20 protein-coding genes are annotated in these 22051 nt (G+C 42.4%); 14 read left to right on the top strand and 6 right to left on the bottom strand.

What is annotated here, in order from left to right:
• Positions 1-163: 163 nt before the first annotated feature.
• Both PSM36_RS05045 and PSM36_RS05050 read right to left on the bottom strand, forming a co-directional pair.
• On the bottom strand, positions 164-1267 hold the full coding sequence (locus PSM36_RS05045; protein ID WP_071136433.1) for an ISAs1 family transposase: 1104 nt from the start codon (positions 1265-1267) through the stop codon (positions 164-166).
• On the bottom strand, positions 1230-1820 hold the full coding sequence (locus tag PSM36_RS05050; RefSeq protein WP_076929387.1) for an ImmA/IrrE family metallo-endopeptidase: 591 nt from the start codon (positions 1818-1820) through the stop codon (positions 1230-1232). Before PSM36_RS05050 ends, PSM36_RS05045 begins: the two co-directional genes overlap by 38 nt.
• 86 nt (positions 1821-1906) lie before the next feature.
• Between PSM36_RS05050 and PSM36_RS05055 the strand changes: the two genes are divergently transcribed.
• The 4 genes from PSM36_RS05055 to PSM36_RS05070 all read left to right on the top strand — a co-directional run bounded on the left by PSM36_RS05055 (position 1907) and on the right by PSM36_RS05070 (position 6913).
• Positions 1907-2188 (top strand): hypothetical protein, encoded by a 282-nt coding sequence (locus PSM36_RS05055; RefSeq protein WP_076929390.1) that lies wholly within the window; start codon positions 1907-1909, stop codon positions 2186-2188.
• A gap of 5 nt (positions 2189-2193) precedes the next feature.
• The gene (locus tag PSM36_RS05060) at positions 2194-3243 is read left to right on the top strand and encodes an integrase core domain-containing protein (RefSeq protein ID WP_076928998.1); all 1050 of its coding nucleotides are present in this window, start codon (positions 2194-2196) and stop codon (positions 3241-3243) included.
• A 178-nt stretch (positions 3244-3421) separates the two neighbouring features.
• Positions 3422-5119 (top strand): glycoside hydrolase family 127 protein, encoded by a 1698-nt coding sequence (locus PSM36_RS05065; RefSeq protein WP_232001553.1) that lies wholly within the window; start codon positions 3422-3424, stop codon positions 5117-5119.
• 351 nt (positions 5120-5470) lie between these two features.
• The gene (locus PSM36_RS05070) at positions 5471-6913 is read left to right on the top strand and encodes an IS4 family transposase (protein WP_076929394.1); all 1443 of its coding nucleotides are present in this window, start codon (positions 5471-5473) and stop codon (positions 6911-6913) included.
• 202 nt (positions 6914-7115) lie between these two features.
• Here PSM36_RS05070 and PSM36_RS05075 read toward each other — a convergent pair whose 3' ends face one another.
• Both PSM36_RS05075 and PSM36_RS05080 read right to left on the bottom strand, forming a co-directional pair.
• The gene (locus tag PSM36_RS05075) at positions 7116-7451 is read right to left on the bottom strand and encodes a DUF4907 domain-containing protein (RefSeq protein ID WP_161947548.1); all 336 of its coding nucleotides are present in this window, start codon (positions 7449-7451) and stop codon (positions 7116-7118) included.
• Positions 7444-8472, bottom strand: a complete 1029-nt coding sequence (locus tag PSM36_RS05080) for a Kelch repeat-containing protein (protein ID WP_232001519.1) — start codon at positions 8470-8472, stop codon at positions 7444-7446. The genes PSM36_RS05075 and PSM36_RS05080 overlap by 8 nt, the downstream gene beginning before the upstream one ends.
• Positions 8473-8776: 304 nt before the next feature.
• Between PSM36_RS05080 and PSM36_RS05085 the strand changes: the two genes are divergently transcribed.
• The 5 genes from PSM36_RS05085 to PSM36_RS05110 all read left to right on the top strand — a co-directional run bounded on the left by PSM36_RS05085 (position 8777) and on the right by PSM36_RS05110 (position 14422).
• On the top strand, positions 8777-10120 hold the full coding sequence (locus PSM36_RS05085) for a DUF4270 family protein (protein ID WP_076929399.1): 1344 nt from the start codon (positions 8777-8779) through the stop codon (positions 10118-10120).
• Positions 10113-11330: a hypothetical protein gene (locus tag PSM36_RS05090; protein ID WP_154670963.1), complete on the top strand. Its 1218-nt coding sequence runs from the start codon at positions 10113-10115 to the stop codon at positions 11328-11330. The genes PSM36_RS05085 and PSM36_RS05090 overlap by 8 nt, the downstream gene beginning before the upstream one ends.
• A gap of 730 nt (positions 11331-12060) precedes the next feature.
• The gene (locus PSM36_RS05100) at positions 12061-13014 is read left to right on the top strand and encodes an IS30 family transposase (RefSeq protein WP_076931996.1); all 954 of its coding nucleotides are present in this window, start codon (positions 12061-12063) and stop codon (positions 13012-13014) included.
• Positions 13015-13028: 14 nt separating this feature from the next.
• Complete coding sequence (locus PSM36_RS05105; protein ID WP_076929406.1) at positions 13029-13640, top strand: sensor histidine kinase; 612 nt, start codon at positions 13029-13031, stop codon at positions 13638-13640.
• Positions 13640-14422 (top strand): LytR/AlgR family response regulator transcription factor, encoded by a 783-nt coding sequence (locus tag PSM36_RS05110; RefSeq protein WP_019541061.1) that lies wholly within the window; start codon positions 13640-13642, stop codon positions 14420-14422. The genes PSM36_RS05105 and PSM36_RS05110 overlap by 1 nt, the downstream gene beginning before the upstream one ends.
• Positions 14423-14480: 58 nt before the next feature.
• Here PSM36_RS05110 and PSM36_RS05115 read toward each other — a convergent pair whose 3' ends face one another.
• Entirely contained in the window at positions 14481-15734 is a 1254-nt protein-coding gene (locus tag PSM36_RS05115; RefSeq protein WP_076929410.1) for an MFS transporter, read from the bottom strand.
• Between the two features lie 109 nt (positions 15735-15843).
• On the bottom strand, positions 15844-16434 hold the full coding sequence (locus tag PSM36_RS05120) for an HD domain-containing protein (RefSeq protein WP_076929412.1): 591 nt from the start codon (positions 16432-16434) through the stop codon (positions 15844-15846).
• A gap of 413 nt (positions 16435-16847) precedes the next feature.
• Here PSM36_RS05120 and pdhA point away from each other — a divergent pair, with 413 nt between their 5' ends.
• The 5 genes from pdhA (at position 16848) to PSM36_RS05145 (ending at position 22050) form a co-directional block, all read left to right on the top strand.
• The gene (pdhA, locus tag PSM36_RS05125) at positions 16848-17957 is read left to right on the top strand and encodes a pyruvate dehydrogenase (acetyl-transferring) E1 component subunit alpha (protein ID WP_076929414.1); all 1110 of its coding nucleotides are present in this window, start codon (positions 16848-16850) and stop codon (positions 17955-17957) included.
• The gene (locus PSM36_RS05130) at positions 17954-18931 is read left to right on the top strand and encodes an alpha-ketoacid dehydrogenase subunit beta (protein ID WP_076929417.1); all 978 of its coding nucleotides are present in this window, start codon (positions 17954-17956) and stop codon (positions 18929-18931) included. Before pdhA ends, PSM36_RS05130 begins: the two co-directional genes overlap by 4 nt.
• A 97-nt stretch (positions 18932-19028) precedes the next feature.
• The gene (locus PSM36_RS05135; protein WP_076929419.1) at positions 19029-20357 is read left to right on the top strand and encodes a dihydrolipoamide acetyltransferase family protein; all 1329 of its coding nucleotides are present in this window, start codon (positions 19029-19031) and stop codon (positions 20355-20357) included.
• A gap of 82 nt (positions 20358-20439) precedes the next feature.
• Positions 20440-21273 (top strand): ROK family protein, encoded by an 834-nt coding sequence (locus PSM36_RS05140; protein WP_083710934.1) that lies wholly within the window; start codon positions 20440-20442, stop codon positions 21271-21273.
• A gap of 174 nt (positions 21274-21447) precedes the next feature.
• Positions 21448-22050, top strand: coding sequence for a SagB/ThcOx family dehydrogenase (locus PSM36_RS05145; protein ID WP_076932061.1), 603 nt, complete (start codon positions 21448-21450; stop codon positions 22048-22050).
• Position 22051 lies beyond the last annotated feature (1 nt).

Genomic DNA, 22051 nt, shown 5'->3' on the forward strand with positions numbered 1-22051 from the left:
ATAAGACCCTGATGTTGCAACCGTCCAATGATCATAGCTGGGTGCGTATTAAATTCTTGTGCATAAGCTGCAATTTGGTCGGCTGTAATTGAAGTAGGGTGTGCACGTAACAATTTTTCTTCCTGTTCTTTGGAGAAGGTATGTTTCACCAGGGTCAACGCATTTAAATTTTCAACAACTGTAGCAAAAAGTTGTCATCCCACCCGGCCTTGAGACGTTTTGAAACCAAAGAACCCTTCGATGTGTCTTGTTTTAGAAGGTTGAGTGCTATTTTTCTGATGAAGGAAAAGTTTTGGGCGGAGTTCTTCGCCCTTTTCCTTTGCCGGTCTTCGTCAAAAACCATGTCCAATGTCCAGTGGAGTTTGTTTTCAATGCCCCAGTGCTGACGTATAAAAGTGTTGAAGTTTGCTGCTTGGTCAATGACACTGCTAATGTAGAAACGGGTTTCGGTCTCCTGTTTTTTACCCGTGTCCCTGTGGGCAGTAATCCTGACAATCGTCTTGAGTCCTTTCCAGTGTTCCCTGTTGTCGATGAAACCCAGGTTCGAGATAATTTCACAGGTACGTGTTTCAATCCGTCCGTGCCCTTTTTCCGTCACCTGATCGACCGAGTCCGGATTATGCCGGTTGAAACTGTCCTCCACCTGGGACAAAAGCTCTTTCTGGTTACCCTTGACCGAAAGGATATAATCCGCTTTATTTTCTATGATTTTTTCAGCAATCTTCGTTTGGGTACCAATGGCATCTATGGTAATAATGCTTCCTTCTATGTCAAGCAGGTCCAGCAATAACGGGATGGCCGTGATCTCATTGCTTTTCTCATCCACCTTGAGTTGGCCCAGGACCAATTGGTTTTCTGATGCCCAGGCGCTGACCATGTAGATGGGGTTCTTTTCATGAAAGCTGTCTTTGGACCCTTTTATACACTTGCCGTCCAAGCTGATAACCTCTTTTGTGATATGCTCATCCTTTAAAGAATCAACCCATTTGATGAAAGCTTCTTCAAAAAGACGTGGACGTAAACTGGAAAACACCCTGTTAATCGTATCGTGTGAGGGGATACCGTTGGGCAGTTTGAGGAACGTTTTCAGGAATGAAAGTTTTGTCTTGCCGAAAAGTTCAATTGAATCCCACGATTCCGCCCCACAAATAACGGCGAGTATCGACAGGATTATGATGTCGGATAGCAGGTGTTTCTTGTTCCTGTTGATTCGGTGGTCGGGAATGCACTCAAAATACCGGTGCAAAGAAGTGGCTGGACTTGTCATGTCTTTTTTGAGGCAAAGATACGCATTTACATTGCCTCAAAACAACACAAGTTATTAACAACCAGACGGATAAATTGTTGATAACACTGTCTTTTCTGATTTTTTTATGCGTTGACCCTGTATGTTTCACTGCGAAATCATGTGCTTTCTGTTCTTTCTCCGGGTCGGCAGCGGCAAAGTCAACATTCTCGAGTGAAATGTATTTTTTGCCATGTAAAACAATATGGCCTAACTCATGAAAAAAGGTAAACCAGAACCTGTCGTTCTGTTTATAACGCGCCGTCAGTTGAATTAACGGATTGTCATTAATCCATCGTGTAGAACCGCTCAAAGGTACTTTAGGAAGTTTAGGTGTAAATAATAAAACCACTCCCGCCTGTAGACAAAGTTTTTGCAATTGCTTAAAGAAGTCCACAGGCTGTTCTACCATTAACTTGCGTATGGCAGGTATATTATTTTTTAGCTTCTTTACATTAAAAGCCGGGGCTTTAATTTGTTTTGCCTGTAACTCACCTTGTCGAAGCCAAGCCGAAATAGCATGTGGTTCGTGCATGTGTTTTAATGATGTATATGCAGCAACTTATATTAGCCCTCAAAAAAACCGAGCAGTAAAAAATAAAAGTTATTTTTACAACTGCTATGGAAAAGAGGAAGAATTTTACATCGAAAATCAAGGCTGAAATAGTTTTATCCTTGTTGCGTGGAGAGGATCCGGAGCTGCTTAGCCGTGAATACGGAGTTACTCTGGCTGATATCAACCTTTGGCGGGATCAATTTATCGAGAGTGGTACCGACGGGTTCAAGCGTAAACCCGACGATTCGAGGCTGGGTGCTGCCGAGCGTAAGATCGGGCAACTGCAGATGGAGCTCGAACTCACAAAAAAAAAGAACGAATTGGCAGCAAAACTAAAAAGGAAATAATCTCCATGCTGATAGAGGAACATTATCCATTAACCGGGAAACCATATCCGAAGCGTTTGATATTCAAGGTAGTCGGCTACAGCAGCAGCACCTGGTATGAAAACCCTACTCCCAAAACAGGGAAACGGGGCAGAAAACCCAAGCATAGCGATGAAGAGGTTTTACAGGAGATTAAGGAAGAAATTAAGAAGAGTACATTCAACGCTGAAGGTTATCTGAAAGTGAAAAACCGCATGGGTAAAAGGAAGATAAACGCTCTGGTAGCCGGCAAGGCACGTGTGAACCGCATCATGCGGGAAAACAACCTGCTGAGCCCCTACAGAAGGCCCGGGGAGACGAATAAGCGCGAACATGATGGTACTATAATCACGGATGCACCCAATGTCATGTGGGCCACTGATGGGAAGAAGTTCTGGATTGATGGGTCAGGTTGGCATTGGTTCTTTGGTGTGATCGATCACTTTAACGATGAGATTATCTCATGGCATATTGCAAGGAAAGGCAACCGTTTTGCCGCCATGGAGCCTGTTAGGGCCGCTGTACGGAAGACTTTCGGTTCGGTAGGTAAGGATGTGTGTAAAGGAATGAAGTTGCAATTAAGAAGCGACCATGGCTCGCAGTATGACTCTGCTGATTTTATGAATGAAATGAAATTCCTGGGATTGGAGATGTCCAAAGCGTTTGTACGGTCACCGCAATGCAACGGGATAATAGAGCGGTTTCACCGCACCCTGGAAGAACAGGTGTTGCAAACAGAAACATTTTCTTCTTTTGAGGAAGCTTATAACAGTATTAATCAATTTATTAATGATTACAACACGGATTGGATACTTCATAGACTGGAATACTGTTCACCTGTAGAATACAGGGAAAAGTACGCTGAAAACCAGCGAAAAGAAAATGATGACATACCATCGGGCAATAAGGATCCTGAGGTTCAGCTTGTCCTCATTTCAAGTGGCTCAATGCCACGAAGAAATGAAATAGCTCTTCAGGCAATGGTAAAAGGGGCAATTACTTACAGTAACACCCCTTCTATAAATCCTTCGGTATAATATATCACCATCGGATCAGCTTGTCCGATATAAAAGTAATAAAAAAGATTAAATACAATTAATGTGCTCGGTTATTACGGGCTAATACAGGGTCGATAATTTTATTTTTGCCGCCGGGCTAAAAGAAGGTAAATGGCGTGGCGGTTTTGGCTTTGACGACAGCGATATCTATAAGATACTGGAAGGAGCATCTTACACATACCAGTTGACCAAAGACCGGCATCTACGCTTATATATGGATACGTTGATTTCTTACATAGCCGGGGCACAGCTTCCTGACGGATACCTGTACACCGCATGGAACCTCAGGGCAAAAGATTATTCGGATGCTTATTGCCTGTATGAGAAAGACCGGTACGACAATTTGAAAGACAGCCATGAATTGTATAATGCCGGACATATGTATGAAGCGGCCGTCGCCCATTATCAGGCAACCGGTCAAACTAACTTCCTGGATATTGCCACGAAAAATGCCGATCATATCTATGATCTGTTTGGTCCCGGGAAAAGAGAAGCTGTGCCGGGACACCAGGAGATAGAGATAGGGTTGGTAAAACTCTATCGCGTAACCCGTAATCCAAAATATCTTGAGATGGCTAAATTGTTCCTCGACCGCAGGGGAAAGGGATTAGGTGCCGGAGCGCCCTACAGCCAGGATCATAAACCGGTCACGGAGCAGGAAGAGGCAGTCGGGCACGCTGTACGGGCTAATTATATGTATACCGCCATGACGGATATTGCTGCTTTGACGGGAGACCAGGAGTATGTCCGGGCAATCGATAAACTCTGGGAAAATGTAGTGAACAAAAAGATGTACCTGACCGGAGGTATGGGGGCGCTTTATCATGGGGAGGCATATGGGAAGAATTATGAACTTCCGAATATTTCTTATGCAGAAACCTGTGCCTCCATTGCCGGAGTTTATTGGAACCATCGCATGTTCCTGCTCCATGGCGACGCTAAATATATTGATGTGATGGAACGGATTATGTATAACGGATTAATTTCGGGTGTCTCCCTCGACGGCACAAAATTTTTCTATCCCAATGTGTTGTATGCTGACGGTAAACTTGATTTTAATCAAGGTAAGCCAGGGCGTTCGGAATGGTTTACCTGTTCCTGTTGCCCCACAAATATTGTCCGTTTCGTCTCTTCCGTTCCCGGCTATCTTTATGCTACCTGCGGGGACCAAATTTATGTGAATCTTTATATGGATAACACTGTAAATATCGAACTAAAGAAAACGGATATCCGGATTGAACAGCAAACGGATTATCCCTGGAATGGGACTGTCCGTACTATTATTTCTCCTTCACGCAAAACCCGGTTCACAGTGAACTTTCGTATTCCCGGTTGGACGCAGGGATCCCCTGTTCCCGGCGATTTATACACTTATACCAACAATACTCCGGCTAAACCGGTTATCACGATTAACGGAGTACAGGCAGATGTCGCTGTTGAAAAAGGATATGCAAAAATTGACCGCGAGTGGAAGAAGGGGGATATCGTTGAATTGGAATTCCTGATGGAAGTCAAAAAAGTTGTAGCAAATGAAAATGTTGAAGCCGATAACGGACGCATTGCCTTGGAATACGGACCACTGGTCTATTGTCTTGAAGAGCCTGACAATGGCCCTGTAGATCATATTTTGTTGGATAAAAATGCGAACTTTAAAGCTCATTTCCAGTCGGATATCTTAGGAGGGGTCACTGTGTTGGAAGGAGACGCTACAATCATCACGTTGAATGAAAACAAGGTGTCGGGTATGTCCCGTCCTGTGAAAGCGATTCCTTATTATGCATGGAACCATAGGGGTGATAAATCAATGGTTGTATGGATACCGTATAGGATGCAGGGCGTATCGATTCATCCATAACATTGTGGTATCGGATAAGGTCCCGGATGGAGGATCACATCCTCCATCCGAAATTCTGAGCAGACCACTAATTCACGAGATCGGCAATTGCCTGTCAAACGAAAAAGATAAATCTAAACAACTTAATCTGGACTGGCCTCCATTAATCAGCGGGTCTGGGGAGAATACCTGCTGCTTCGGGATTTCTTAAATAATAATTATCCATTAAATTGGCTTATTATAAATTACTGATGTTTCGCAGTTAAAAATGAAGTTGATAATCAGAGGATAAGAGATAAAAAAAGCAGCATATTTTAGCTAATATATCATTGAAAATGATTATCTTAGCGATGGAAACCAAACCATTAAAATATGCTGCAGGACAAAGATATTAAAAAGATTCAAGAGTTGAAAGCGGACTTTACCCCCGGCAGGGTTTCCGCGGAAGATATTTTTAGCCGCTTCAAGGCGTTGAAGCTAAGCGAAGGTCTTTCTGAGTTCAAATGGTTCAAGACCCGGGGATATGATTTTAAAATGGTCCTGGCCCTGCTGGTCTCCATGGTGGTCAGTTCAGACAAGACGGTCAACTCCTATCTGAACAGCCCCACAGGTGAAGGTTCCACCATGGGCAAGGATGTGTTCTATCGCCTGAAGAACAGTCCCTTTATATGCTGGCGGATGCTTATGTGGCATCTTGTGCATCGTTTTCTGACGGTGACGTCCAAAGATAGTGATGTAGATGATACCTCATCCCGTTACCTGATCTTCGATGACACCACCCTGTCTAAAACCGGGAAGCGTATAGAGAAGATCGGGAAGGTATGGGATCATGTAACAAACAGCTACGTGCTTGGATTCAAGCTGTTGGTGATGATGTACTGGGACGGTAAGTCCTCCATACCACTGGATTTCAGTCTTCACCGGGAGAAAGGGAAGAATCAGGAACGCCCCTTTGGGATGAGCAAAAAGCAGATCCGCAAGCAATACAGTTGCAAGCGTATCAAGGACTCGTATACCGCTAAACGTGTGGAAGAAGTGGACACGAACAAGATCCAGATGGTCCTGCGGATGTTTTTCACGGCCATCTATCGCGGGCTTCGTGTTGATTACGTCCTGGTAGACAGCTGGTTTACTTGCGATGCGTTGATACAGGCTATCCGGGGTGTGAAGGACAAGGAAGTTCACCTGATCGGGATGTACAAGTTTGCAAAGACTAAGTTTGAGTACCAGGGTAAGAGCCTGACCCACGCCCAGATCAATAACATGCTGGGCAAAGCCAGGCGCTGCCGTTCCCTGGGTTACCAGTACAAACAGGCCAAAGTGCTGTACCAAGGTGTTGAGATCTGTCTTTTCTTTAGTCGTCGGGGCAAAAGTGACAAATGGAAGGTTTTGTTGACCACGGACACAAAACTGACGTTCAAGAGATTGATCGGGCATTACCAGGTAAGATGGGTTGTGGAGGTGTTCAATCGAGAATCGAAGCAATTGTTGAACCTGGGAAGATGTCAATCCAGTAACTTTGACGCCCAGGTAGCAGAAACGACCATCAGCATGATAGCCTACCTGTTATTGACACTGCGTTTCCGGTACGATAACTACGAGTCGAAAGGGGCACTCTATCGGTCAATGAACGCCGATGTGCTCAGGGAAACACTCGACAGACGGCTATGGGGGCTGTTCATCGAGTTAGTCTGCTCAGTATGCGAGGTATTGGAGATGGATGCCGATGATTTACTTGAAAAAATGTTGGCCAATCCAAAAGCAGAATCCATGATCATTGCACTGTGTTGTTCGGTGATGGTTAAGGACGATTGAGAAATTGTAAAATATAAAGTGTTACAGTCCAGATATATAGATAATAATGTATTTCCCTTCTATTTCTTTGTCAATGGTTTGAGGGAAGTGCGAAACATGAGTAAATTAGATTGCCTTAGAGATTCCTGATAAATTACATCTGTTCTTATTTTTCATTGTTACACTATTTTATTAGCGAAAAGAAATTGCAGCTTATGGGAGTTCATAGCAACCGTTGTAATTTTTCATTAAGTTCTTCCCTCGTAATCGAAGGGTCTTCATTATTCCTTATTTTTGATAAAACGAGTTCCCCGATTTCCTGCGCTGATTTTTCATCAGGGAAGGGTTGATTCCATTTGATGCATGGCATGTAGGGTTGTAATATGATCACTTTCTCTTTTTTGTTTATCTGATATCCCCAACCATCACCTGATTTAAATGTCCTTACACTATAGATATCCGCATTTTTATTTTCACCTGAAAGAGTGAATAAAAAATATATCAACAAAATAATGCTGGTTACGAATAATAACAGGAGGGCTAAAATTCTTTTAGTCATATTCATTATACTCGTCCCTCGGTTTAAATTCCCACATATCATCAAAATAAAGATCGGTGGATGATGTAGAGCCCACGCCGGTTAAAACAAACCCCCTGTTGTCAATCGAAAAACCAACAGCTCCGGTTCGCGCTGTTCCTTCAAAGGATGTTCTTTCCGTCCATCTGTCGGTAACCGGGTTGTATTCCCATGTATAGCTGTTAAGGCTACCTGTTTCACCTGTGGCTAAATACCCCAGTCCGTTAATGACAAAAGAAACCGTATTCAGACGGGTAATGGTCGTATAATCGTCATCAAAATCATCATCGGTTTTATCCCCTATCTGCGCTTTTTCTTCCCATGTCTGGGTATCGGGATCGAACATCCAGAAATCGGTAACATAACCACTGCTATTCCCACCTCCCACAACATACGCTTTATTGTCTATAATGAAGTTGGTGGCATTCGCGCGTTTTGACCCTTGAATACTTACCCCGGTTTCCCATGTATCGGTGGCGGGATCATATTTATAAAAATCCATATAATAATTGGTACCCAAACCGGTACCTGCATAGCCGATCCCGTTCAGATAAAATGCGGTAACGCCATAACGGGCACCACCGGGAAAATCGGCTTTTTGCGTCCATTGATTATTGTCCGGATCAAACTCCCAGAAATCGCCATAATTATTTGTCGCATCCGTTCCGGTTCCATAATAACCTTTGTCTTCAGAGGCGAAAGCAAACGCGGCATTTCTGGCCGTGCCCGGAAAATCGGCTTTTTGCGTCCAATAACCCTGATCAATATTATACTCCCAGATATCATTTAATCTTCGCTTCTTGGAGGTATAACCTCCCACTACATATGCTTTTCGGCCTATTACAAAACTGGAAGCAAATCCCCGGATCGGCCCCCCGAAGTCCGAACGTTTGATCCAGTTACCCACCAGGTCGCTGTCGCTGTCATCAGAACAGGAGAAAAAACAAAATAAACTGAATAAGCTAAGGGAGAGTCCCATTAATAATTTAGTTCGATCATTCATAACAATATGGATTTTTTAATACGTTACTATTTTAATCAGGTACCTGCAAAAGTAAACAAGCTCTCTTTCCCGGAAAAAAAATATCGATGAATGCCGTTTGAATTACGGTGAATGGCTAAAAATCACCGGTCAATGATTATCTGGCGATTTTTCCTGACAAATTGCTATTTATGGAATATAATGAACAATTCAAGGATGAAATAATTCAGTTTGTCGATAATATTTTTTCATTATATTTTCTTCCTCTTCCTTTGTTGGGTCAATTAAAGCTATTTATGCAACAATCATACATCATCATATAAATATGAAATTCTTACCGTGTTTTGTATTATGTTCTCTCTTTTTCGGATCATGTATCAGTGATGATTTTTCCGTGGGAGATAATTTAGTCTCGGTAAACGGAAGAAGTATGCTGATAGAAGACTGTACGGTGGCGTTGGAAACCCATCTGGGTGATTCATCCGTCACAACAGGATTGTCCCGGATCTTCGAAGGCAGATACAATTCATCGGATTTTGGAATTATAACGGCCCATTCTTATTTCGACTTTAACCCGCCCAGCTACAGCAGTTCGGAATTTGGTTCCGATGCCACTGTCACGGTTCAATTTGATTCCATTTCACTGATCCTGAAATATGACGACTTTAGTTATGGGGATACAACCCGGATCCAGACATTGAACATATACAGGCTAAGACAAATCATTGAATTAGATGATAAAAGCCAATTGTACACTACCTCATCTGTTCCTGCCGAAACAGAGCCGTGGGTAACCTGTCAATTCCACAGGCCGGAAGAACATTGGGACAATGACAGCACTTTAGAAGTGAGGTTGCCCGATGAATTCGGATTAGAATTGGTTGACCTTATGCACGCCCGATCTGATCTGTTGGATGCGTATGCAAATTTCCGGACGTATTTCAAAGGGATCAAAATTTCTCCGGGAACCGACGATAATGCCGCCGTCAACAGTTTTGTGCTCGATGAGGAATATCCGGCTATCAGGATTCACTATACAACTATAGGGGCTGTCTCTACCGAAGAAAACAAAATAGACATGACCGTAAATACAAGTACGGCCTTTTCCCAGATAGAGGCAGACAGAAACAACACCTTATTGCATTCGCTGGGCTATGACAATCCGATACCGTCTGCGGAGACGGATAATAAAGTCCATTTACAGGGATTGACGGGGTTATATACAAAACTGAGTTTCCCGGATCTGAATGAAATACTAAAACTGGGAGACCAGGTCATTATCTCTTCGGCCATCCTCTATGTTTACCCCGTATCAGGGACATATAACGATTTTACTCCCCTGCCTGCCAATCTTGTATTGAATTATCTGGATGAAAACGGTAAGGCGATAGATATATATGTGGATCCGAGTACAGTAACGGTACAGTCCGGAACCCTGGTCGAGGATAAGATCTATGGCAGGAACACCTACTATGCATTCGATGTGACCAGTTATCTGCAATATGAATTAGGCTTGGTAGGAATGTATAAATCATCCTTACAATTATTTCTGGACGATACAGAGAAGAACAATACTTTAAAAAGCCTGGTATTGGGCGATTCATCATTTTCGACTGAGGAAAACAGGGTTAAATTAATTATATACGTTATAGTTTATGATAATGATTGAGAAACGGTCTCTTCTGGCAATTCTATGTCCGATATGTTTTATTTTGAGTATACAGGGCCAGTCCACTCACTCTCCTTACTCTATGCTGGGGTTGGGTGAAATAGAAAATAAAGACTACGGAAGGACTGCCGGAATGTCTGATATCGGAATAGGAGTCAGAGAGTTTGATTATCTGAATGTGATTAATCCTGCAGGCATCAGTGGCCTGGATAGTTTAAAATTTATACTTGACATATCGGCAGCAGGAAAATATTCCTTTTTTACAGAGAGAGGAAAAACAGATAATACCATCAACGGAAATCTGAGAAAAATTTCCTTAGGGTTCAGGCTTATGCCCGGATGGGGAATCTCTTTAGGAACAAAGCCTTTCAGTGATACAGGTTATCGGATATATAGCGAGGAACCTGTTGAAGGGTCGACTGATACTAAAGCCGTATATCTTGAGGGAAGCGGAGGATTATACGAATTATATCTGTCGAATGGGTTTAAAGTGACAGACCACTTTTCCGTAGGTATTAATACAAAATATATCAGTGGTACATTGAAACAAACAGAAAATCAATCAGAGTATCTTTTTGAAAAGGAGTCCCGGGTCTTCCAATTTTATAATACATTCGGGATGCAGTATCATAAACAGGGACTGACATTGGGGGCGACCTATGGTTATAAACAAAATATAACGATGAATAACAAAACCATTATATATGATAACGCATACAATCTGATCCAGGAACAAGATGACAGGTCCAGGGAACAATTTATTCCTGAAACTTTTGGAGCAGGATTCTCCCATGACGGTAAAAAAGTTATCTGGGGTATGGACTTCCGATATCAAAAGTGGAAAGGAATTGAATCCGGCGTGAGTAGCGCCAAAATTGTTGATTCATACAGGATCAATACCGGAATAGGGTATACGCCGAATGGGAACAGATATTACAGGATCGGGAATCAGGGAATCAGGAATCGGGGACAAATACAAGTCGGAGCATCTTTTTCTAAATCTTATATACAGGTAGGAGGAGCAAATGCTTATAACTATTCTGTTTCAGCAGGATACAGTTTTCCGGTCAGTTGGAACTTATTAAATGTTACACTGGAATACGGCAATGCTTTATCGGCACCCTCGAATTATATAAAAGAATCTTATTTCATGCTGACATTCAATTGTTCCGTCATCGACCAATGGTTCAGGCTAAGAAAATTCGATTAGTATTATTTGCTATAGTGTATTTGACTTTTAAACGGACTGTTGATAATGTATAGGAAATTAATAAGGATATTATTGCACGTTCTTTTGTGGGCGATTGTTCTGGCTACAATAACTTTAATGTCCCTACACCCGGACAATACATTTTCTTTGGCAAGAAACCTCCCGTTTATAATTACTTATTTGTCTTTAGTTGGCTTTTTTTACCTGAATGCCGATTATTTATTCATTAAATTAATTCCCAATAAAAAATACTTGCTTTACATTCTTATTGTGGGAGTCATTCTTTTGTTGTACATCTATTTTCATCATTATATTTTTTCCCTGTTTTTTCAATTGGATTCTTTTCATGGGCACAATATTCCTCCAAAAGGTCCCCCTCCTTTAGAAGCACATCACTTTATGCCGGAAAGGAGAAGGATGATCCCTATCAGACGGATTATATTGCCTTTGACGCAGTTTCTCTTGTTCTGGGCACTTAGCCTATGCTACAGGCTAATATACGAATGGATGTCATTAAATAAAAAAAATAAAGAAATAGAGGCCCTAAGTTCAACTTAGAAGTGCAACACCCGGGTGTTGTTTTTTGAAATGATTTCTTCAAAACAATCATGAAAAACACCGCGGGGGTTTGCCTAACGGCCGGGGGCGCGAAGCCCCCGAGGAGAGTCAAGCGGCAACATAAAAGAAAAAGGAGACCGAAGTCTCCCTAAAATTAACTATTATGTTGCTTATGAGAAAAAAATACAAACAGTTAACTTCAGAACAAAGGTACGCGATTTATTTAGGTATAAAAAATGGTGACAGCCAGCGAACCATCGCAGAGTCCATAGGGGTCAGTCCTTCAACGGTGTCCAGGGAACTGGGTCGTAACAAGAAGAAACATGGAGGTTACTCCTGGCGCTTGGCTCACGAGATGGCACAAGAGAGAAAGGAGCGTTTGCCCGGGAACAGGGACACCCCGGAGTGGATTAAACAGAAGGTGTTCCGGCTTGTCCGTGATGAATGGTCTCCCAAGCAGATCAGCGGATATTTGGAGAAATACAAGCAAATCCGGGTTTCCCACGAGACCATTTACAAGTGGATCCGGGAGGACAAAATAGCCGGGGGTGACCTTTACACGCATTGCCGCCACAAGCTCAAGCACCGCAAGAGGCCGGTGGGGTCAGTCAAGGGCATCCCCAACCGGAGAAGCATCCGGGAAAGGCCCGTGGAGGCCGACGGGAGCCGGTTCGGTGACTTTGAAATGGACACGATAATAGGAGCCAATCAATCGGAGGTGATCTTGACGGTAACGGAAAGGAAAACGAACCTTGTAATGACCAGGGGACTGCCCCGGGGCAAGGACTCCAAGGAGGTGGCAAAAGTGCTTGCTAACATGCTGCTACCCTACAAGGATATAATAAAGACCATCACCACGGATAACGGCACGGAGTTCGCCGCCCATGAAATGATAACTAAAAGACTGGGAGTCCCCGTATATTTTACAGACCCCTATTCATCGTGGCAAAAAGGAGCGATTGAAAATGCTAATAAACTCATCCGGCAATACATCCCCAAGGGGGCATCATTCAAGGACTATCCCCCGGGGAGATTAAAGCAAATACAGCATAAATTGAACAATCGACCAAGAGAAAAATTAAGCTTCAGCACACCAAAAGTTGAGTTTTACAAACAATTAATGTAAATTGCACTTGCTGCTTGACTCTGCTGGCTGAAAAATCCATCATTGAACTTGCTTATCTGAAAGCCCAGATAAATCCTCATTTCATTCTCAATACACTCAATACAATCTATTCGTTCATTCTTAAAGGGAGTGAGAAAGCCTCTGACGCAATATTATTGTATTCCCAGGTTATCCGTTATATTTTCGATAAAATAGAAACAAACTTTGTACCCTTACAGGAAGAGATTGATTATATAAATAATTATATCGACTTGCAGATTTTGAGATTTACGGATACTTTAAATATTGAATTTGAAATCAAAGGCAATGTTGGGGATCATAAGATTGCCCCTCTTACATTTATTTCTTTTATCGAAAATAGTTTTCAATATGGGATAAGTAATCATTATCCTTCTACCATATCCATTCATATTGAAGCATTGGATGACAGTATACACTTCACCACAAAAAACAGGAAATACAAAAAAAATGATTTTCAATATATAGGAAGGAATATTGGAATAAAAAACACAAAAAGAAAATTAAACCTCATCTATCCCGAAAAGCATAAACTGTCCATAAAAGAAACAAATGATTCTTTTTATCTCGATTTAATTATCTTTAATACATCTTATAAACAGAAATAATGATGAGGAAAATAAATTGTGTTATCATCGATGATGAACCCCCGGCTTCTGATATTTTAAAATACTATATAGATAAGACTCCGAATTTTGAAGTAACAGAAATATATTATGATCCGATAAAAGCTTTGGAAGGACTAAGGGGTAAAAAAGTGGATGTGATTTTTTGTGATGTGGAAATGCCTGACATTAACGGGCTTCAGTTGCTTGAATCCCTTTGTTTAGACCGGAATAAAAATACTCTGGTGGTTATAATCTCGGCTCATGCCAAATATGCGATTGATGGGTTTGACATCAATGCTATCGATTATTTACTAAAACCGGTATCTTTTGCCAGATTTCTAAAATCTACACAAAAAATACTGGACTATTTAAAGGATCAAAATTCGAAAGATATAGATACAGGCACTGAAGAACAAATGCCATTAACGGAATCGTCAAAAGATTATATCTTCATAAAATCGAAAGGTAAATTACTTAAAATAAACTATACTGAAATTCTTTACATTGAATCTATCGGTGATTATGTGAAAATTTACCTTGAAAACTCCAAATCTATTGTGATTATGGATAGCTTGAAGTATTTGGAAAAAACACTGCCTGACGACTTTTTTAAACGGATACATCGTTCCTATATAGTGGCCATATCACGAATAAGAGCCATAGAATATAAAAAAGTCATTATTGGAGAAAATTTATCGTTGCCCATAAGTAACTCATATTATAATGCCCTGTATGACAGTCTGGTGTCTAATCATATCGTGAGGTCAATAAGTGAACGATAAAGAATATCAACGCTGCTGAATTTGCAATGTGAATTACGAAAATAAGATATCTCAGAATTTATATCTCTTTCTTTCTTCTGGTTTCAATATTTGGAAGAAAAGCCGTTATTATTCCGATTAAGGGTAAATAAGCACAAATATTGAATACAAATTCAATGCTTGTTTTATCTGCAAGCCAACCAAAGAAGGCGGAGGCGATACCTGCTATGCCGAAGGCAAAGCCAAAAAACAGGCCGGCAATCATACCCACTTTTCCCGGAACAAGATCGGTCGCATATACCAGTATGGCAGAAAATGCAGAGGAAAGGATTAAGCCTACAAACACGGCCAGGACGATGGTAGCCCAAAGACCGACATGAGGCATGAAAAGGGCAAAAGGAGCGGCTCCGAGTATGGAAAACCAGATGATATACTTTCTGCCGAATCGGTCTCCTAAAGGTCCCCCCGCAATTGTTCCGGCAGCCACTGCAGCAAGGAAGGTAAATAAGTATAACTGCGAGTGCTGAACGGAAACATTAAATTTTTCAATCAGGAAAAATGTGAAATAACTCGTCATACTTGCCATATAAAAGTACTTGGAAAAAATGAGGAAAAGTAGTATGATTAATGAGCCAATTACCTTTTTTCGCGGTAATGTATTGGCTTTTTCTGCCTGTATCCTGCCATGAGCTGTCAGTTTTATATGCAAGTGCGCCTGATACCATCTCCCAACCCTGAAGAGAATAAGGATAGCCAGTAGAGCCGCCAGGGTAAACCATATAATAGCAGGTTGTCCGAAAGGTATGACAATCAATGCCGCTAAAAGCGGCCCCATAGCACTTCCGAAATTTCCTCCTACCTGAAAAATAGACTGAGCGAGCCCTTTCCTTCCGCCTGACGCTAATTGTGCCACTTTCGAAGATTCCGGATGAAATACCGAAGAACCTATACCTACAAGAGTAACTGCCAGAAGAAAGGCGTAAAAATCCGAGGCGACCGACAAGACGATAAGTCCTGTCAATGTAAAACTCATTCCGATGGAAAGGGAGAATGGCTTTGGATGCTTGTCCGTATAAAAACCGATAAAGGGTTGTAATACTGAGGAAGCAAATTGAAATGTAAGGGTTATTATGCCTATCTGTGTGAATGAAAAATTAAATTTCTCTTTAATAATGGGATATACGGCAGGAATGACCGACTGCATCATATCATTGAGTAAGTGGGCAAAGCTGATCGTGAATAAGATTGTATAAATCGTTTTTTGATCGATCACTTTTGACTGCACTCTGTTTTTTTGCTGTGGTTCTTCTTCCGTTTTAGTGTATGAATCCATTGAGATGTTATTTCTTCCGTTGCATTCCAATTCTTTTCACCTGATCTTCTACCTGTTTTATAAGAATCCGGAATGAGGGTGCAAAATTAATAATATTAGTGGATTGTGACTACATCAGGTTTTGTTTCTTTTCCGAGATCTTAACGAGTTGATGAAGGAGGTTCCAGACAGTAGTAGGCCCTTTTTCGAGAACTTTCAACGTTCTGAAAACCTGCTCCGATGTTATGTTGGCTTCCCGCCAACTGGTACCTTTACTGTATGTATTTAACATAACCGGCATGATTTTGTCGATACTGCACGCATAAATGGCATCGGGAGTCTCTTCGCGTTCAAATTCCAACCAGAGGGCATAATACTCTTCCGCCTGGTTCCCGGGGAGAAGGGAAAAAAGTTTTTTGGCAGCTGCGTTTTCCCGTTCAAATTTGTCTTCATATCCTGTCTCGTCGAAAATGAATGTATCCCCGGCATAGATCTCTACCAGATCGTGGACGGTAATCATTTTTATAATATGCAGTAAATCGAGTTCCGACTTGTTTTCCGCATACTCAAAAAAGATCTGTGCGAGCAATATGCTGTGCCATGAATGTTCTGCCGTATTTTCCCGGCGTGAATCGTCGGATAAAAAATTTCTGCGAATTACGTTTTTGAGTTTGTCCGTTTCAAGGATAAAATTGATTTGCTGTTGTAATCTCTCTTCCATAATACTTATTTATTATGGAAAGAACGTATTTGCCCCGTTATTGTTTAGTCGTTTTTATTTCTACGATTTATGGTTTACCGGATGAGCTACAGGCTTTGACTCACCTACATGTCTTTTTATTCGTTTGTAAGTATTTTTTAGACCCGTTTGAGCCTCTTTTAAGAACTATTTATTGATCGGACTGTTATATTCACAGCAGAGGGTTATTTAAAATTCACAGCGAAGTGTTATTTAAATATGTTCATTAAAATTAGTCGTTTTCAATTTTATTGCATTATTTCTGAGCTCAACAAAGGCAAAACTTGTTTTGACTAGGTATTCGCTTATCGAAATAATTCTCGCTATGATATAGCCCGAACAAGTTCGATCTATACTCATTTAGCTTAACAAAAACGTTCAAAATAGACAGATAAATGATCCAAAATGATTTACCTGCGATTTTTCGTGACTTCAATCCAATAGAAGATAAAATGTTGCAAGTCATCGACAATGAGGGCAATGTGGTGAATGAAAAGTTGATGCCTGTGTTGGATGACGAGACGGTCATAGAGGCGTATAAACAGATGTTATATGAGCGGATAGCCGACGAGATGGCTGTTTCCTATCAACGTCAGGGACGGATGTATACCTATACCCCCAATATAGGGCAGGAGGCCATCCATATTGCTGCCGGAATGAATATCCGTGAGGAGGACTGGCTGGTACCCGCCTTTCGTGAAATGGGCACCCTGTTGGCAAAAGGGGTGACCATGAAAGAGATGTTCCTGTTTTACCTCGGGAATGAACATGGCGGCAGTTTCAAAAATGTCCGCCATGTGTTGCCTATAGCCATCTCTATCGGGACACAGTTTCACCATGCTACCGGTATTGGCTATTCCGTGAAATACCAGAAAAAGGATGAGGTGGTGTATACTTTTATCGGTGATGGAGGCACTTCGGAAGGTGATTTCAGTGAAGGTTTGAATTTTGCCGGGGTATGGCAGGTTCCGGTGGTTTTCACCATACAGAACAATCAGTATGCTATCTCCGTGCCGGTGAAGTTACAGACCAATTCGATCAACCTGGCCGTGAAGTCGGTCGCTTTTGGTATTCCGGGTATCAAGGTGGACGGCAACGATTTTTTTGCCATGTACCTCGCCTATAAAACAGCTTCCGAATATGCCCGTGCGGGGAAGGGCGCCGTGCTGATCGAAGCATTCACTTACCGTCGCGGTGCACATACCACCTCCGATGATCCCTCGAAATACCGGGGGAAGGATGAGGAAACGAGGTGGGGACTGACCGATCCATTGATCCGTCTGCAGCGTTATATGCAAAGTAAAGGGATATGGAATATCGATGAAGAAAAGCTCATTGAAGAATATAAGTCGGAGATCGATGCCCAGTTTGTGGAAGCGGAGAATAATAAATCCTATCCATGGGAGGATATATTCGGACATATGTACACCGATATGCCGGACGAATTAAAGAGACAAAAGATGGAGTACGAACAATTCTTAAGCTGGAAGGAGAACAGAAGATGAGCGTAATGACAATGGTGAAAGCGATAAACAATGCGCTCGATATAAAACTGAATGAAGATAAGAGTATTGTCATCTACGGTGAAGACGTAGGAGTGGAAGGTGGCGTCTTTCGTGTGACCGAAGGGTTGCAGCAGAAATACGGCGTCGATCGGGTGTTCGATTCCCCGCTGGCGGAGTCGGGTATCGTAGGTACAGCATTAGGTATGGCTGTGTCGGGACTCAGACCGGTTGTGGAACTGCAATTCGAAGGTTTTACCTTTCCTGCGTTTAACCAGATACTGTCTAACGTATCCCGTATGCAGAACCGTTCCCGCGGAAAATATGCAGTTCCTTTGGTGATCCGTTTTCCCTACGGGGGCGGTGTGAATGCACTGGAACATCACTCCGACAGCCCCGAGGCCCTCTTTGCGCATATACCGGGACTCAAAGTGGTGATCCCATCCACTCCGCATGATGCGAAAGGATTGATGATCTCGGCTATTGAGAGCAATGACCCCGTTATCTTTATGGAACCGAAACGGGTTTACCGTGCCATCAAGCAAGAGGTGTCGGAAGAGAAATTTGTCCTTCCTCTCGGCAAGGCCAGAGTAGTGCAGGAAGGAACGGATATTACAGTGGTGGCTTTTGGCGCCATGATCCGTGAGTGTCAGAAAGCAATTACGATGGCACGCGAAGCCGGCATTTCGGTCGAACTGATCGATTTGCGTTCCATTTATCCTATCGACCGGGAAACCGTCGGCAATTCCGTAAGAAAAACCGGAAGAATGATCGTGGTGGCGGAAGCGCACGAATCTTTCAGTGTGGGATCGGAATTAATCGCCATAGCCAACGAAGAAGCTTTCCTCTATTTGGAAGCACCACCCAGAAGAGTAATGGGATTCGATACAATTGTGCCTCTGGCCCAGGGAGAAAAATATTATATTATTTCACCTGACCGTATTTTTTATGAAATCGAGAAAAGCGTTAAATTCTAAAAGAAATCAAGAAGTTGAGAAGTCAAGAAATTTAGAATTGAATATCGACGAAGTCAAATCTTGAATCTTGAATCTTGAATTTTAAATTTTTAATCGTATGAGGTTTATATTTAATTTCCCCGATTTAGGCGAAGGACTGGAAGAAGGAACCATCCTGGAATGGTTTGTATCTGAAGGTGATAGTGTGAAAGTAGGCGATTCTCTCGTGCAGATGGAGACAGACAAGGTGGTAGCTGATATCCCTTCGCCGAGAAGTGGAACTATTGCCGCACGTTATGGTAATGTGGGAGATGTAATCCAGGTCGGTTCCCCGTTAGTAGAGATTGAAATAGAGGGTACAGGAGAAAGTGCGGAAAGTAATGAGAAGGTTCAGGAAAGTGCTGTTACAGAAAAACAGGCAGTCGTGGAAGCAGGAGTGCCAGTCCAGGCCATTTCGGAATCGGAAGATGGCGCAGCGGTGGTAGGCACTATGGAATTGGCGGGTGAAGGATCTTTGTTGGCTGCAAGCGATGAAGGATCTTCCGAAACGGGAAGATCGGACGCAGGGGTGCGAAAAGTGCTTGCGACGCCGGTTGCACGCGCCATGGCGAAAGAGATGGGTATTAATATCAATGAAGTGCCGGGCAGCGGCCCCTCCGGAAGAGTAAAGAAAGAGGATATCCTGAATTTCAAATCACCATCAGCAGAGACAAGTGGCAGAACAGATGCTTTTACAACCGGAATAGAGGATGTAACTTACAAACCGCTTACTCAAATCAGGAAAACCATTGCAAAGAATATGCTTCACTCCAAACATAACGCGGCACATATGTCGGTTTTTGAAGAAGTGGAGATATCCGTATTGAAGGAGGTAGTCACGAAATACAAACCAAAATTTGCCGGCAAAGATGTAAAACTAACCTATCTTTCCTTTGTCGTGAAAGCTGTAGCGCAGGCATTGAAGCAGCATCCCCAACTCAATTCCCAGATTGATACCGAAAATAACCGGATGATCTTCCGCAACCGTTACCATATTGCGATTGCAGTGGATGCGCCCGACGGATTGGTGGCACCTGTAATCCGGGATGCTGATCGTTTATCTATTTTCGAGATAGCGAAAAAGATAGGAGAACTGGCTCAAAAGGCGCGGGAGAGAAAACTGGCACTGGAGGATATGAAAGAGGGCTCTTTCACTATTACCAGTTTTGGGTCCATAGGTGGTATCTTTGCTACCCCGGTGATCAATTACCCGCAAGCCGGTATACTGGGTATCGGGCGTATCCTGAAGACGCCTATCGTGAAAGATGATGAAATTGTCATAGGCAATATCATGCCGGTATCGCTTACGGTCGACCACCGCATTGTAGACGGTGGGGAAACCACACGCTTTGTCAAGAGGGTGATGGACTACCTTTCCGATCCTGTCTCATTATTAATGGACGATTAAATATACGGAATAGTTCAAGTGTACTTGATTTTTCTCTCGGCTTTCGCTATATTTGTATATAAAATTAAAATAAAGCAAATATATGGAAAGCATTCTTGGTATTGATATTGGAGGTACTTCCATTGTAGGAGGCCGGATTGAAGGTGATATTATAATTGAACAGATTACCGTGGACACTTGCGCCCAGGAGGGGGGCGATAAAACGTTGAATATACTGAAAGAACTCATCCGGCAGCTAAAGACTACCGATACCAGGGCGATTGGAATAGGTGTTCCGAGCGTGGTGGACAGAGAGAAGGGAATCGTTTACAATGTACAGAATATAAAAAATTGGGATGAAGTACATCTGAAATCACTGCTTGAGGCAGAATTTGAATTACCTGTTCATATTGACAATGATGCCAACTGTTTTGCTTATGGAGAGAAAATCTATGGTAAAGGCAAGGATTTTCAAAATTTTGTGGGTATTACGTTAGGGACAGGTGTAGGAGGTGGCATCATTCAGGATAATCATCTGTTATTTGACTCCAACTGCGGTTCCGGAGAGTTTGGAGAAATACCCTACCTTGATTCGATCCTTGAAGAATATTGCGGAAGTCGTTTTTTTACCCGGACGGCAGGCCGTTCAGGATACGAAATTGCATTAAAAGCACGCGAAGGCGACAGAGACTCAATCGCAATATATAGCCAATACGGAAAACATATCTCTATGCTGGTGAAGGTGATACTCTTGATCCTTGACCCACAGGCCATTATTTTCGGAGGTTCCATATCTAAATCATTTGACCTCTTTAAAGACTCAATGTATGAGAATCTCAAAGATTTTCCTTATCCAAAATCGGTAGATAAAATTCAGATCCTGACTTCCGATCTGCATAATATCGGCATTCTCGGAGCAGGCGCTTTATGTGTATAATTACCAATATGGAGAAGTGACAACACTTTATGGTGTGAGTTTTGGGTGACACGACTGGTGCCCACATTTTTATAACAAAGGAACCGTACGATGGTTAGTCACAGGATGTCATAGTCACAATATTGTATTATATAAGTCGAATAACAAGATTTTGAATTAAAAAAGATGTACATTATGACCCGATTTAGTATTTTATCATTAATTTTTATCATGTGCTGTTCGATATCAGCCCAGGATATCAATTTGCCTGCACCCAACAAGACAGGAGGAAAACCCCTGATGCAGGCGTTGAACGAGAGAAAATCTACCCGGTCTTATCAGGATAAGGAGTTGACCTCTCAGCAACTGTCTGATCTGTTATGGGCCGCCAACGGATTCAACCGTGACGACAAACGAACGGCACCGACAGCAAATAACCGTCAGGAACTGGAGTTGTACGTAACAACAAAGAATGGAGTCTATTTTTATGATGCCCGTAACCATCTCCTGAAAGAGGTGAAAAAAGGCGATCAGCGTGCCCAGGCAGGCACTCAGGATTTTGTCGCCCGGGCAGCACTCAATCTGATCTTTGTTTCCGATATGGAAAAAGCATCAAGCAGGGAATATGCCTATACCAACTGTGGATTTGTAGCGCAAAACGTTTATTTGTATTGCGCATCCGAGGGGTTAGGGGCCGTTGTCCGCGGCTCGTTTGATAAGGACAAATTAAGCGAACTGCTCAAGTTGAATTCCAATCAACAGGTTTTATTGACGCAATCGGTCGGATATCCTGATTGAC

Origin of the sequence: Proteiniphilum saccharofermentans (assembly GCF_900095135.1) — a bacterium.
Classification (GTDB): Bacteria; Bacteroidota; Bacteroidia; order Bacteroidales; family Dysgonomonadaceae; genus Proteiniphilum; species Proteiniphilum saccharofermentans.

Coding starts and splice junctions, on each gene's coding strand:
- PSM36_RS05045 (WP_071136433.1), bottom strand. CDS start 1,267: ATGACAAGTCCAGCCACTTCTTTGCACCGGTATTTTGAGTGCATTCCC.
- PSM36_RS05050 (WP_076929387.1), bottom strand. CDS start 1,820: ATGCACGAACCACATGCTATTTCGGCTTGGCTTCGACAAGGTGAGTTA.
- PSM36_RS05055 (WP_076929390.1), top strand. CDS start 1,907: ATGGAAAAGAGGAAGAATTTTACATCGAAAATCAAGGCTGAAATAGTT.
- PSM36_RS05060 (WP_076928998.1), top strand. CDS start 2,194: ATGCTGATAGAGGAACATTATCCATTAACCGGGAAACCATATCCGAAG.
- PSM36_RS05070 (WP_076929394.1), top strand. CDS start 5,471: ATGCTGCAGGACAAAGATATTAAAAAGATTCAAGAGTTGAAAGCGGAC.
- PSM36_RS05075 (WP_161947548.1), bottom strand. CDS start 7,451: ATGACTAAAAGAATTTTAGCCCTCCTGTTATTATTCGTAACCAGCATT.
- PSM36_RS05080 (WP_232001519.1), bottom strand. CDS start 8,472: ATGAATGATCGAACTAAATTATTAATGGGACTCTCCCTTAGCTTATTC.
- PSM36_RS05085 (WP_076929399.1), top strand. CDS start 8,777: ATGAAATTCTTACCGTGTTTTGTATTATGTTCTCTCTTTTTCGGATCA.
- PSM36_RS05090 (WP_154670963.1), top strand. CDS start 10,113: ATGATTGAGAAACGGTCTCTTCTGGCAATTCTATGTCCGATATGTTTT.
- PSM36_RS05100 (WP_076931996.1), top strand. CDS start 12,061: ATGAGAAAAAAATACAAACAGTTAACTTCAGAACAAAGGTACGCGATT.
- PSM36_RS05110 (WP_019541061.1), top strand. CDS start 13,640: ATGATGAGGAAAATAAATTGTGTTATCATCGATGATGAACCCCCGGCT.
- PSM36_RS05115 (WP_076929410.1), bottom strand. CDS start 15,734: ATGGATTCATACACTAAAACGGAAGAAGAACCACAGCAAAAAAACAGA.
- PSM36_RS05120 (WP_076929412.1), bottom strand. CDS start 16,434: ATGGAAGAGAGATTACAACAGCAAATCAATTTTATCCTTGAAACGGAC.
- pdhA (WP_076929414.1), top strand. CDS start 16,848: ATGATCCAAAATGATTTACCTGCGATTTTTCGTGACTTCAATCCAATA.
- PSM36_RS05130 (WP_076929417.1), top strand. CDS start 17,954: ATGAGCGTAATGACAATGGTGAAAGCGATAAACAATGCGCTCGATATA.
- PSM36_RS05135 (WP_076929419.1), top strand. CDS start 19,029: ATGAGGTTTATATTTAATTTCCCCGATTTAGGCGAAGGACTGGAAGAA.
- PSM36_RS05140 (WP_083710934.1), top strand. CDS start 20,440: ATGGAAAGCATTCTTGGTATTGATATTGGAGGTACTTCCATTGTAGGA.
- PSM36_RS05145 (WP_076932061.1), top strand. CDS start 21,448: ATGACCCGATTTAGTATTTTATCATTAATTTTTATCATGTGCTGTTCG.